Annotated in this window: 11 protein-coding genes and 1 pseudogene; 8 read left to right on the top strand and 4 right to left on the bottom strand. The window is 73.0% G+C overall.

Features of this window, described 5'->3' with window-relative positions:
• Positions 1 to 111: 111 nt before the first annotated feature.
• Together IEZ00_RS19540 and IEZ00_RS19545 are read right to left on the bottom strand one after the other, a co-directional pair.
• Positions 112 to 399, bottom strand: coding sequence for a PDGLE domain-containing protein (locus IEZ00_RS19540; protein WP_189224723.1), 288 nt, complete (start codon positions 397 to 399; stop codon positions 112 to 114).
• Complete coding sequence (locus IEZ00_RS19545) at positions 396 to 1,085, bottom strand: energy-coupling factor ABC transporter permease (RefSeq protein ID WP_209621133.1); 690 nt, start codon at positions 1,083 to 1,085, stop codon at positions 396 to 398. The genes IEZ00_RS19540 and IEZ00_RS19545 overlap by 4 nt, the downstream gene beginning before the upstream one ends.
• Before the next feature lie 115 nt (positions 1,086 to 1,200).
• Between IEZ00_RS19545 and IEZ00_RS19550 the strand changes: the two genes are divergently transcribed.
• On the top strand, positions 1,201 to 3,702 hold the full coding sequence (locus IEZ00_RS19550; RefSeq protein WP_189224724.1) for a DEAD/DEAH box helicase: 2,502 nt from the start codon (positions 1,201 to 1,203) through the stop codon (positions 3,700 to 3,702).
• Between the two features lie 228 nt (positions 3,703 to 3,930).
• Here the strand turns inward: IEZ00_RS19550 and IEZ00_RS37945 are convergent, their stop codons facing one another.
• On the bottom strand, positions 3,931 to 4,581 hold the full coding sequence (locus IEZ00_RS37945) for a LysM peptidoglycan-binding domain-containing protein (protein ID WP_189224725.1): 651 nt from the start codon (positions 4,579 to 4,581) through the stop codon (positions 3,931 to 3,933).
• Between the two features lie 345 nt (positions 4,582 to 4,926).
• Here IEZ00_RS37945 and IEZ00_RS19560 point away from each other — a divergent pair, with 345 nt between their 5' ends.
• Genes IEZ00_RS19560 through IEZ00_RS19580 form a run of 5 tightly spaced genes read left to right on the top strand, consistent with a single transcriptional unit; the run spans position 4,927 to position 9,383 of the window.
• Complete coding sequence (locus tag IEZ00_RS19560) at positions 4,927 to 5,235, top strand: hypothetical protein (protein WP_189224726.1); 309 nt, start codon at positions 4,927 to 4,929, stop codon at positions 5,233 to 5,235.
• A 35-nt stretch (positions 5,236 to 5,270) separates the two neighbouring features.
• Entirely contained in the window at positions 5,271 to 6,110 is an 840-nt protein-coding gene (locus IEZ00_RS19565) for a LytR/AlgR family response regulator transcription factor (protein WP_189224727.1), read from the top strand.
• Positions 6,107 to 6,493 carry a DUF485 domain-containing protein gene (locus IEZ00_RS19570; RefSeq protein ID WP_189224728.1) on the top strand — a complete coding sequence of 129 codons (387 nt, stop codon included), beginning with the start codon at positions 6,107 to 6,109 and terminating at the stop codon, positions 6,491 to 6,493. The genes IEZ00_RS19565 and IEZ00_RS19570 overlap by 4 nt, the downstream gene beginning before the upstream one ends.
• Positions 6,490 to 8,211 (top strand): sodium/solute symporter, encoded by a 1,722-nt coding sequence (locus IEZ00_RS19575; protein ID WP_189224729.1) that lies wholly within the window; start codon positions 6,490 to 6,492, stop codon positions 8,209 to 8,211. Before IEZ00_RS19570 ends, IEZ00_RS19575 begins: the two co-directional genes overlap by 4 nt.
• Complete coding sequence (locus IEZ00_RS19580) at positions 8,208 to 9,383, top strand: histidine kinase (RefSeq protein WP_189224730.1); 1,176 nt, start codon at positions 8,208 to 8,210, stop codon at positions 9,381 to 9,383. Before IEZ00_RS19575 ends, IEZ00_RS19580 begins: the two co-directional genes overlap by 4 nt.
• Positions 9,384 to 9,440: 57 nt before the next feature.
• On the opposite strand, the pseudogene IEZ00_RS19585 reads toward IEZ00_RS19580, so the two are convergent.
• Positions 9,441 to 9,832, bottom strand: a pseudogene (locus IEZ00_RS19585) (transposase); the annotation flags it as partial.
• A gap of 430 nt (positions 9,833 to 10,262) precedes the next feature.
• Here IEZ00_RS19585 and IEZ00_RS19590 point away from each other — a divergent pair.
• Positions 10,263 to 11,108 carry a metallophosphoesterase family protein gene (locus tag IEZ00_RS19590; RefSeq protein WP_189224731.1) on the top strand — a complete coding sequence of 282 codons (846 nt, stop codon included), beginning with the start codon at positions 10,263 to 10,265 and terminating at the stop codon, positions 11,106 to 11,108.
• The gene (locus tag IEZ00_RS19595) at positions 11,105 to 11,764 is read left to right on the top strand and encodes a 4'-phosphopantetheinyl transferase family protein (RefSeq protein WP_189224732.1); all 660 of its coding nucleotides are present in this window, start codon (positions 11,105 to 11,107) and stop codon (positions 11,762 to 11,764) included. Before IEZ00_RS19590 ends, IEZ00_RS19595 begins: the two co-directional genes overlap by 4 nt.
• Positions 11,765 to 11,770 lie beyond the last annotated feature (6 nt).

The raw sequence follows: 11,770 nt of genomic DNA on the forward strand, positions 1-11,770 counted from the left end.
ACCGAGGCGAACGCCACGACCACCTTCACGTGCGGCGCCAGCCGGTGCACCGGGGAGTCGCCGGGCAGGTGCAGCGCGGTGACGGCGCTCATCCCGCGCTCACCTCCGCGCTCATCCGCTTGCGCCGGAGCGCTTGCGCAGCAGCCAGAACAGCCCACCCGCCAGCAGCAGCGTGACCAGCACGCCGATGACGCCCGCGATCCCGGTGAACCGGTCGTCGCCGCCCACCGCGTAGTCGGCGAGCACGCCGTCGGCCAGCGGGTGCTCCCGCGCGTGCTCGGCGATGCCCTGCTGCTCGGTCACGTGGTCCAGGCCGTCGGGGTCGGAGCTGGCGAAGTAGGACAGCACACCCGCGAACAGCAGGCTGACCAGGGCGAATCCCAGGAAGAAGCGCTTCACGACCGCAGCTCCAGTTTCCGCGGCGCGCCGCGCAGCAGGTGCACCAGGTCGGGCCGGGCCGCGGCGACCGCGGTGACCGTGGCGGCGGTGATCAGGCCCTCGCCGACACCGATGAGCACGTGCACGCCCAGCACGGCCGCCGCGACCGTGCCGAACCCGACGCCGCCCTGGCCGCCGACGCCGTACTCCACGACGAAGCCCGCCGATGCCAGCACCGTGTTGACCAGCGCGGAGACGAACGCCACCGCGGCCAGCCCGCCCTTGCCCCGGCGGGCCAGGCCGCGCAGCGCCAGCGCCACCAGGTAGCCGGCGGCGGTGCCGATCAGCGCCATATTGGTGATGTTCGCGCCCAGCGCGGTGACCCCGCCGTCGGCGAACAGCAGCGACTGCAGCACCAGCACGATGGTCACGCACAGCGCGCCGACCCACGGGCCGACCAGGATCGCGGCCAGCGCGCCGCCCAGCAGGTGGCCGCTGACCCCCGGCAGCACCGGGAAGTTGAGCATCTGGGTGGCGAAGACGAACGCGGCCACCAGCCCGGCCATCGGCGCGGTCCGGTCGTCGAGGTCGCCGCGCGCCCTGGCCAGCGCCACCCCCACGCCCAGCACCGCGACGGCCAGGAAGGCCAGCGAGGTGGGCGCGTCGAGCAGCCCGTCGCTCATGTGCATCGCTACCGAGTCGGACACCCGACCCACGCTAGTTGCCAGCGCCGCGTTGTGGCCAGAGCACTGCAACAGCTAATCGTCACACCTGGCGCGCGGCAGCCGGTGGGCGGGGCGGTGCGCCTATGATCTGCCTGCGATGACTCTCACCGATCGGCTCCCGGCCACCCCAGACCCCGACACCCTCTACGACACCTTCGCCGACTGGGCGTGGGAGCAGGGGCTGCAGCTGTACCCGGCCCAGCAGGAAGCGCTGATCGAGATCGTCTCCGGCTCGAACGTCATCCTGAGCACCCCCACCGGCTCGGGCAAGAGCCTGGTCGCCACCGGCGCGCACTTCGCCGCGCTGGCGCAGGGGCAGCGCACCTTCTACACCGCGCCGATCAAGGCGCTGGTGTCGGAGAAGTTCTTCGCCCTGATCGACACCTTCGGCGCGGAGAACGTCGGCATGATGACCGGCGACGCCAGCGTCAACGAGACCGCGCCGATCATCTGCTGCACCGCCGAGATCCTGGCCAACATCGCGCTGCGCGACGGCGCGGACGCCGACGTCGGCCAGGTCGTGATGGACGAGTTCCACTTCTACTCCGAGCCCGATCGCGGCTGGGCCTGGCAGGTGCCGCTGATCGAGCTGCCACAGGCGCAGTTCCTGCTGATGTCGGCGACCCTGGGCGACGTCTCCTTCTTCGAGAAGGACCTCACCCGGCGCACCGGGCGCGGCACGGCCGTGGTGCGCTCGGCCGAGCGGCCGGTGCCGCTGAACTTCCAGTACGTCACCACGCCGCTGCACGAGACCATCGAGGAGCTGCTGCACGGCCGGGAAGCGCCGATCTACGTCGTGCACTTCACCCAGGTCTCGGCGCTGGAGCGGGCCCAGTCGCTGATGAGCGTCAACGTGGCCACCCGCGCGGAGAAGGACGACATCGCCGCGATGATCGGCCGCTTCCGGTTCACCTCCGGCTTCGGCAAGACGCTGTCGCGGCTGGTGCGGCACGGCATCGGCGTGCACCACGCGGGGATGCTGCCCAAGTACCGGCGGCTGGTGGAGCAGCTGGCGCAGGCCGGGCTGCTCAAGGTCATCTGCGGCACCGACACCCTCGGCGTCGGCATCAACGTGCCGATCCGCACGGTGGTGTTCACCGCGCTGTCCAAGTACGACGGCCAGCGCACCCGCCACCTCAAGGCGCGCGAGTTCCACCAGATCGCGGGTCGGGCGGGGCGCGCGGGCTACGACACCGTCGGCACGGTCGTGGTGCAGGCGCCCGACCACGTGGTGGAGAACGAGAAGGCGCTGGCCAAGGCGGGCGACGACCCGAAGAAGCGGCGCAAGGTGGTGCGCAAGAAGGCGCCCGAGGGCTTCGTGTCCTGGAGCGAGCAGACCTTCCAGCGCCTGGTGGCCGCCGAGCCGGAGCCGCTGACCTCCAGCTTCCAGGTCAGCCACGCCATGCTGCTCAACGTCATCGGCAGGCCGGGCAACGCCTTCGCGGCGATGCGGCACCTGCTGGAGGACAACCACGAGCCCCGGCCCGCGCAGCGCAAGCACATCCTGCGCGCCATCTCGATGTACCGGGGGCTGCTGGCCGCGGGCGTGGTGCAGCGCGACGGCGACGACATCCGGCTGACCGTGGACCTGCAGGTCAACTTCGCGCTCAACCAACCGCTGTCGCCCTTCGCGCTGGCCGCCATCGAGCTGCTGGACCGGGACTCGCCCGGCTACCCGCTGGACGTGCTGTCGGTGGTGGAGTCCACGCTGGACGACCCGAGGCAGATCCTGTCCGCGCAGGAGCACAAGGCGCGCGGCGAGGCGGTGGCCGCGATGAAGTCCGAGGGCATCGAGTACGACCAGCGCATGGAGCTGCTGGAGGAGGTGACCTATCCCAAGCCGCTCGCGGAGCTGCTGGAGGCGGCGTTCGCCACCTACCGGCGCGGGCACCCGTGGGTCGCCGACCACCACCTGTCGCCCAAGTCGGTGGTGCGCGACATGTTCGAGCGCGCCATGACCTTCAGCGAGTACGTGTCGTTCTACGCGCTGGCGCGCTCGGAGGGCCTGGTCCTGCGGTACCTGGCCGACGCCTACAAGGCGCTGCGGCAGACCGTGCCAGAGGACGCCAAGACCGAGGAGCTCAACGACCTGGTGGAGTGGCTGGGCGAGCTGGTCCGCCAGGTCGACTCCAGCCTGCTCGACGAGTGGGAGAAGCTGCGCAACCCCACCGCCGAGGCCGCCGGGGAGACCGCCGCGGCGCAGCTGGACGAGCGCCCGCCCGCGGTCACCCGCAACGTGCGCGCGTTCCGGGTGCTGGTGCGCAACGCGCTGTTCCGCCGCGTGGAGCTGGCCGCCCGCCGCGACTACTACGAGCTGGGGCAGCTCGACGGCGACTCGGGCTGGACCGCCGAGGAGTGGCAGGACGCGCTGGAGCCCTACTTCGAGCAGCACGAGGACATCGGCACCGGCCCGAACGCGCGCGGACCGGCGATGCTGGTGATCACCGAGGAGCCGGGTCGCTGGCTGGTGCGGCAGATCTTCGACGACCCGGCCGGGGACCACGACTGGGGCTTCTCCGCGGAGGTCGACCTGGCCGAGTCCGACGAGATCGGCACGGCGGCCGTGCGGATCACCGAGGTGGGCGCGCTGGGCGGCTGACCGCCCCGGTCGCGTGCCGCTGTGGAGTTGTCGGGGTTTTTGCGCGGTGGCGGTCGCGGCCTTCGCCTTGACCGCGACCACCACCGGGCCACTGGCCGAACCAGCGCGTTCCGTCATCAGGGGCCGCACCGGGGTCGGATGGCGAAGTCCGCCCCGTCCGGTCCCGCCCTGGGGGTCGCCGTGCGCGCGGGGGCCGGGCCTGGCCGCCGCGCCTGGCGCGGGGTCGGCCTACCGAAGGGCGATCCGGTGGCCGGGGTAGATCAGGTCCGGGTTGGTCAAGAACCGGGTGTTGCGCTGCACCAGGGTCTGCCAGCCGCCGTCGATGCCGTGCTTCTCGGCGATCGCGGTGAGGGTGTCACCGGGCTGGATGGTGTAGTCGCCCGCGGGGTTGTCGATCGACCCGGTCACCGGCGCCTGCTTCACCGGCGTGCTCGCCCTGACCGGCGCGCTGGCCTTGACCGGCGCACTGGCCTTGACCGGCGCCTTGACCTGCGGGCTCGCCTGGGCGCGGACCGGCGCCGCGGCGGCACCCGCCTGCTTGCCGCACACCGGCCAAGCGCCGATGCCCTGCGTGCGCAGCACGTTCTCGGCCACCCGGATCTGCTCCTCGCGGGAGGCCTGGTGCGGCATGCCGGTGCCGCCGTTGGCCCGCCAGGTGTTCGGGTTGAACTGCAGGCCGCCGTAGTAGCCGTTGCCGGTGTTGATCGACCAGTTGCCCCCGCTCTCGCAGCGGGCCACGGCGTCCCAGTTCACCCCTGGGGCGGCCGAGACCGCGGGCGCCAGCCCGAAGGCCAGACCGAGGGAGAGCGCACCCGCGACCAGGAGGCCGAGGATGCGGGCGGGCCGCCAGGCGCGCCGCTCGTCCCGGATACTGTCCATGACCTACCGCCGACCGCCGCACCGCCGGTAACCAGTCCCACCCCGTCCGACAGCCGTACCCTCTCGCTCGGGTCATCGGCCGGGAGGGCGGTGGACGGGGCGTCGCGGTGCCCACCCTCCCGGATCGGCGTCCCGGCCGAGGCCCGGACGCCGGCAGGACCGTAAGAACACGCCGCGTCGCGGCGCGCGGCGAGCCACACGAAGCGGTGAGCAAACCCATCGGTTCGGGTGTTGATCGACGCCGGTCGGTTTGAGCCAATTGAGACCACTGCCACCAACCGTTGACCACGTTGTCACCCCGGCGGGACGATCGATTTCGATACCGCACCGACTCGGGGGACGCCGATGGCTCCGGACCCGCTCGCCGACCTGGCACGCCCGCACGGCGGCGCTCCGCTGACCGTCGAGGAGCTGGTCCGCGCGCTGACCGAACTGGCGAGGCAGGCCAGCCACTGGTCGGAGTCGGTCCGCGAGCTGCGCGACCCCACCCGCAGGCTGATCGGCTCGGCCGCCGCGGCCTCGGTGGTGCTGGCCGCCAGGCGTGCCGAGGAGGCGTTCCTGGAGCTGGAGGTCAGCCTCGGTGACGCGCGAGCCGCGCGACGGCCATTGCCTCTGACCACCCCCAGGGGCGAGGATGACCCTCCAATGGTCTAATCGCCGACGACGCCGAGACACCGCATTGGACGCCCATGACGTCGACCCTTCCCTGTCCCCTGTGCGAGGGGCCGGAGCGCCGAGGAGCGCTGGAGCGGACGCTGCGGGTGCTGGCCGTGGACGACGAGGCCCCCGCCCTGGAGGACCTGGTCTACCTGCTGCGGTCGGACCCGAGGGTGGCGCACGTGGAGGCGGTCACCGACGCGACCAAGGCGCTGCGCACGCTGCACCGGGCGATGGACGCGGGCCAGCCCGTGGACGCCGTGTTCCTGGACATCCGGATGCCCGGCCTGGACGGGCTGGACCTGGCGCGGGTGCTGTCCCGGTTCGCCCAGCCGCCGCCGATCGTGTTCGTCACCGCGCACCAGGAGCCCGCCGTGGAGGCGTTCGAGCTCAAGGCGCTGGACTACCTGCTCAAACCGGTGCGCCCGGAGCGGCTGGCCGAGTCGGTGCACCGGATCGTGCACGAGGTGCTGGACTCCAAGACCGCCGAGCCCTCCGGCGGTGCCCCGGCGGAGAAGGCCCCGGACGTGGGCGACGAGGTCATCCCGGTCGAGCTGGGCGGCATCACCCGGTTCATCCGGCTGGCTGACATTCGCTACGTCGAGGCGCACGGCGACTACGCGCGGTTGCACACCGCCACCGGCAGCGGGCTGGTCCGGGCCGCGCTCAACGGCCTGGAGGAGCGCTGGCGCTCGGCCGGGTTCGTGCGCATCCACCGCAGCCACCTGGTCTCGCTGAGCCACATCGACGAGCTGCGCCTGGAGGACGGCCACCTGAGCGTGAACATCGGCGGCGCGGTGCTGCCGGTCAGCCGCAGGCACGCCCGCCACCTGCGGCAGCTGCTGGTGCGGCGCAACCGGCAACCGACATGACCGGCCCCCACCAGCCCCCGGCGCAGCGGGTGGTGGTCACCAGTCCGCGCACCCGCGCCCCCCGCGCCCCCCGGCCCTACCCGGCCTCCCGCGAGATCGACGAGCAGAGCGAGCTGGGCGCGGTCTACATGCGGTCGCTGATCCGCACCCAGCGCAGGCTGGGGCTGCTGCTGTGCGCGGTGGTGTGCGGCGCCCTGGCGGCGCTGCCGGTGGTGTTCGCGCTGGTCCCGAGGCTGAGCGAGCAGCGGCTGCTGGGCCTGCAGCTGCCCTGGCTGCTGCTGGGGGTGGTGGTGTTCCCGGTGCTGGTGCTGGCCGGCTGGTTCTACGTCCGGCAGGCCGAGCGCAACGAGCGCGAGTTCGCCGAGCTGGTGGAGCGCTCGTGAACAGCACCTACGGCATCGTCGCGGTGCTGGTGGTGGCGCTGGGCACGGCGCTGATCGGTGCCTACGGGCTGCGCGTGTCCCGCACCACCTCGGACTTCTTCGTGGCCTCGCGCACGGTGTCGCCGTGGTGGAACGCCTCGGCCATCGGCGGCGAGTACCTGTCGGCCGCCTCGTTCGTGGGCGTCGCCGGGCTGATCTTCGCCTACGGCCCGGACATGCTGTGGTTCCCGGTCGGCTACACCGCCGGGTACCTGGTGCTGCTGGCGCTGGTGGCCGCGCCCCTGCGGCGCAGCGGCGCCTACACGCTGCCGGACTTCGCCGAGGCGCGGTTCGGCTCGCCGGTGGTGCGCGCGGTGGCCAGCGTGCTGGCGCTGGGCATCGGGTGGCTGTACCTGCTGCCGCAGCTGCAGGGCGCGGGCCTGACCCTGCACACGGTGACCGGGGCGCCGGACTGGGTGGGCGCGCTGGTGGTGGCGGTCGTGGTGACCGGGAACGTGATCTCCGGTGGGATGCGCAGCGTCACCTTCGTGCAGGCGTTCCAGTACTGGCTCAAGCTGACCGCGATCACCGTGCCGCTGGTGTTCGTGGTGCTGGCCTGGCACGCGCAGGGCGCGCGCGACCTGGCCGCGCCGTCGTCCCCGCAGTTCTCCCGCGAGACCTCGGTGTCGTTCGACACCAGCACCACCGTGCACGCGGAGCAGCCGGTCGCCTTCACCGGCACCGGGGTGGTCGACGGCGCGCGGGTGGACGGCCCGGCGTCGATGGCGGTGGGCGAGCACACCGTGGCCGCGGGCTCGCGGCTGACCTTCCCCGCAGGCGCCCCGGTGCCGCACGTGAGCACGATCGAGCGGACCACCAACGAGCAGTGGGCGCTGCCCATGCGCAGCGGCGAGCAATTCCCGCTCTACGGCGTGTACTCGCTGATCATCGCGACGTTCCTGGGCACCATGGGGCTGCCGCACGTGATCGTGCGCTTCTACACCAACCCCAACGGTCGCGCGGCCCGCCGGACGACGTTGATCGTGCTGGGGCTGCTGGGCTTCTTCTACCTGATGCCGCCGCTGTACGGGGCGCTGGGCAGGCTCTACGCGCCCGAGCTGCTGATGACCGGCGACACCGACGCGGTGGTGCTGGTGCTGCCCAGCCGGGTGGTCGGCGGGGTGGGCGGGCAGCTGCTGGGGGCGCTGGTGGCCGGGGGCGCGTTCGCCGCGTTCCTGTCCACCTCCTCGGGGCTGATGGTGTCGCTGGCCGGGGTGCTCAGCCGGGACGTGCTGCGGCTGCGCGGCGTGCGCGGGTTCCGGGTGTCCACCGTGATCGCCGTGCTGGTGCCGCTGGCCATGTCGTCGCTGGTGGGCAGGGTGCCGGTGGCGGACATGGTGGGCCTGGCGTTCGCCGTGGCGGCGTCGTCGCTGTGCCCGCTGCTGGTGCTGGGGATCTGGAGCACCCGGATCACCACGATCGGCGCGGTCGCCGGGATGCTGGCGGGCGGGGTGCCCGCGCTGGCGGCGGGCATGGTGACCATCAGCTCGGGTTCCGGGGACGCCTGGTACCACGCCTTCCTGGCCCGGCCCGCGGCGTGGACCGCGCCGCTGGGCTTCGTCGTGATGTACGCGGTGTCGCTGCTGACGCCGCGCCGGGTGCCGCCGGGGGTGAACCACGTGATGGTGCGCTTGCACGCGCCGGAGAACCTGGGTCTGCGCAGTCAGGACCGGCTGTGACGGCGCTGTGGGCGGTGGGCGCGGCCCTGCTGGTGGGCGCGGCCGTGGTGGCGGTGCTGTGGCGGACCTCCCGCACGCGCAACGACTTCCTGACCGAGGCGCAGCGGATCACCTTCGAGACCCTGCACACCGCGTGGTCGGCCGCTCCCCCCCTGCGCGCCGGGCTGGTGCCCGAGGCGGCCAAGAAGTCCGCCCGGCACCTGCGCACCCTGCTGGGCACGCCCGCGCTGGCGCTGATCGACGAGACCGAGGTGGTGGCCTGGGAGGGCGGCGGCGAGCACCACGCGGCGCAGGCGGTGCAGCTGGCGGGCGAGGTCTTCGCCACCGGCCGCACGCGGGCGTTCGACATCTCGTGCGCCGAGCCGGACTGCCCGGTGCACACCGCGGTGCTGGCGCCGCTGACCGTCGAGGGCCGCGTGGTGGGCGTGCTGGCCGCCTACAGCCGCGAGCCGTCGGCGGGGCTGGTGCGGGCCACCAACGAGGTGGCCAGGTGGGCGTCGGGGCAGTTGGAGCTGGCGGAGCTGGACCGCTCGCGGACCCGGTTGGTGGAGGCCGAGGTGCGGGCGCTGCGGGCGCAGATCTCGCCGCACTTCATCTACAACTCGCTGTCGGCGATCGCCTCCTACGTGCGCACCAACCCGGAGCGGGCGCGGACCCTGCTGCTGGACTTCGCCGACTTCACCCGGTACTCCTTCCGGCGCGCGGGCGACTTCACCACGCTGTCGGAGGAGCTGAAGTCCATCGACCAGTACCTGGCGCTGGAGCGGGCCCGGTTCGGCGAGCGGTTGCAGGTGACGCTGCAGATCGCGCCCGAGGTGCTGCCGGTGACGGTGCCGTTCCTGTGCCTGCAGCCGCTGGTGGAGAACGCGGTGCGGCACGGGATGGAGGGCAAGGTCGGGCCGGGGCACATCGCCATCCACGCGGCCGACGCGGGCGACGAGGCGCACATCACCATCGAGGACGACGGGATCGGCATGGACCCGGAGGCGCTGCGCCGCACGCTGGCCGGGCAGGTGGGCGAGACCGCCGGGATCGGCCTGGGCAACATCGACGAGCGGCTGCGGCGGTGCTACGGGGACGACTACGGGCTGGTGGTGGAGACCGCGCAGGGGCTGGGGACCAAGATCAGCGTCCGGGTGCCCAAGTACCAGCCCGGCATCCACGCCTCCTGACCCCAAAGCGCCTGCAAGTACTACCCGACGTGCCCGCGCGGGCCCTTAACTACTACCCGTCCCCGGTTCGTGGCGCGCGACTCGCGGACGGGGGTTCAGCCCACCGCCCTGGTGCCCCGGCGCTCGGCGGCCTCCAGCACCAGCCGCAGCCACTCCGCGTCCTCGCCGCGCCCCTCCGCGGCCACCCGGCGCAGCCGCGTCCACAGGCCCGCGTCGGTCCACTCCTGGAACCGCCGGTGCACGGTCGGCACGGTCACCCCGAACGTCGGCGGCAGGTGCCGCCACGCGCAGCCGCTGGTGAGCACGAAGACGATCGCGGTGAACACCGCCCGGTCCGACACCCGCCCGCGCCCGCCGCCCTGGCGGCGCACCTTGGCGGGCGGGATCACCGGCTCCACCGCGGCCCACAGCGCGGGCGGCACCAGGCGCGCGGACAGCTGCTCGATCACGTCCGCGTGCGGCGGCCTGGCCGGGCTCTCCGGGGCGCGGCGCACCCACGGCTCCTGGCGCTGCTCGTCCCCGCGCTGGCGGGCGCGCAGCAGGGTGGCCAGCGCGACGTCCTCGGCCGAGCGCCGGGGCGCGACGGCCGGGTGGACGTGCTGCCTGGCCTGGCGGGCGATCTCGGCGCCGACCGTTCGCCCGAACGGCTGCGGTGCGGGTCGGGGGGGTGGGGTGTGGTTGGTCATCGGGTCCTCCGCCAGGACAGTCGTGATACCCATCACGCTAGGAACCCCGGTGCCCGGCCATAACCGGGAGCGCGACGAACGGACGGCTCCATCGTCACGCGGCCAGTCGTACCACGCCGAGCGGCCGGCTTCGCGCGATGAACGGGCGAACGGTCGCCCCTCACTCCTTGAGGTGACGGCTACGCTCGGGAACGTGACCAGTCCACCGCGCCTGCTCGCCACCAGCGACCTGCACGTCACCTACCAGCAGAACCGTGATTTCACAGAAGCCATCCGGCCGCATTCGGCGGATGACTGGTTGATCGTGGCGGGGGATGTGGCGGAGAAGTTCGCCGACATCGAGTGGGCGTTGACCCTGCTGAGCAAGCGTTTTCACACGGTCGTGTGGTCTCCTGGCAACCACGAGTTGTGGACCACGAAGGACGACGCGGTGCAGGCGCGCGGCGAGGTGCGGTACAAGCAGCTCGTGGAGCTGTGCCGGAGCATCGGCGTGCGCACGCCCGAGGACGAGTTCCCGGTCTTCGAGGGCGCGGGCGGGCCGGTCGCGGTGGCGCCGCTGTTCACCCTGTACGACTACACGTTCCGCCCGGCGGGCACCTCGGACAAGCGGTCCGCGCTGGCCGCCGCGGAGCGGGCGGGCGTGATCTGCACCGACGAGTACTTCCTGCACCCTGACCCCCACCCCAGCCGCGAGGCGTGGTGCCTGGCGCGGGTGGCGGAGTCCGAGCGGCGGCTGGCCGCGGTCGACCCGTCGCTGCGCACGGTGCTGATCAACCACTGGCCGCTGGTGCGCGAGCCCACGCGCGTGCTGCGCTACCCGGAGTTCGCCCTGTGGTGCGGCACCGAGCGCACCGCGGACTGGCACCTGCGGTTCCGGGCCGCCGCGGCGGTGTACGGCCACCTGCACATCCCGCGCACCATCCGGGTGGACGGCGTGCGCTTCGACGAGGTGTCGCTGGGCTACCCGAGGGAGTGGCAGCCACGGGGCTGGACCGGCGCACCGCTGCTGGACGTGCTGCGCGAGGGGGATCAGCGGTGATCGAGGACCTGCTGCCGGAACCGGTGGCCGCGGTCGAGTCGTTCGGCGACCCGGCGGAGGCGGTGCTGTTCCCCGAGGAGGAGGAGCACATCGCCAGATCGGTGGACAAGCGCCGCCGGGAGTTCACCACCGGCAGGCACTGCGCCAGGGTGGCGCTGGGCAGGCTGGGCCTGCCGCCCGTGCCGCTGCTGCCCGGCCCCAAGCGGGAGCCGCTCTGGCCCGCGGGCGTGGTCGGCAGCATCACCCACTGCGCGGGCTACCGCGCCGCGGCCGTGGCCCGCGCCTCCGAGGTGTGGACGGTCGGCATCGACGCCGAACCCGACGAGCCCACCCCGGACGGGGTGCTGGAGGCCATCGCGCTGCCCGGCGAGCTGGCCAGGACCGCCGAGCTGCGCGCGGCGGACGGGAAGACCAGCTGGGACCGGTTGCTGTTCAGCGCCAAGGAGACGGTCTACAAGGCGTGGTTCCCGCTGACCCGCAGCTGGCTGGGCTTCGAGGACGCCGAGGTGACCATCGACCCCGACGGGGGCACCTTCAGCGCGCGCATCCTGGTCGAAGCCCCGGTGGTGGACGGCATCCCACTGACCGGGTTCACCGGCCGCTGGCTGGCGCGGGACGGGTTTGTGGTCACCGCGATCGCGGTACCCGCTCGCTGATCCAGG

This window comes from Saccharothrix coeruleofusca, from assembly GCF_014648515.1.
Taxonomy (GTDB): domain Bacteria; phylum Actinomycetota; class Actinomycetes; order Mycobacteriales; family Pseudonocardiaceae; genus Actinosynnema; species Actinosynnema coeruleofuscum.

Excerpts from the sequence above, each read along its gene's own strand:
- IEZ00_RS19565 (WP_189224727.1), top strand. The coding sequence starts at position 5,271 with ATGACGTCGACCCTTCCCTGTCCCCTGTGCGAGGGGCCGGAGCGCCGA.
- IEZ00_RS37945 (WP_189224725.1), bottom strand. The coding sequence starts at position 4,581 with ATGGACAGTATCCGGGACGAGCGGCGCGCCTGGCGGCCCGCCCGCATC.
- IEZ00_RS19570 (WP_189224728.1), top strand. The coding sequence starts at position 6,107 with ATGACCGGCCCCCACCAGCCCCCGGCGCAGCGGGTGGTGGTCACCAGT.
- IEZ00_RS19560 (WP_189224726.1), top strand. The coding sequence starts at position 4,927 with ATGGCTCCGGACCCGCTCGCCGACCTGGCACGCCCGCACGGCGGCGCT.
- IEZ00_RS19550 (WP_189224724.1), top strand. The coding sequence starts at position 1,201 with ATGACTCTCACCGATCGGCTCCCGGCCACCCCAGACCCCGACACCCTC.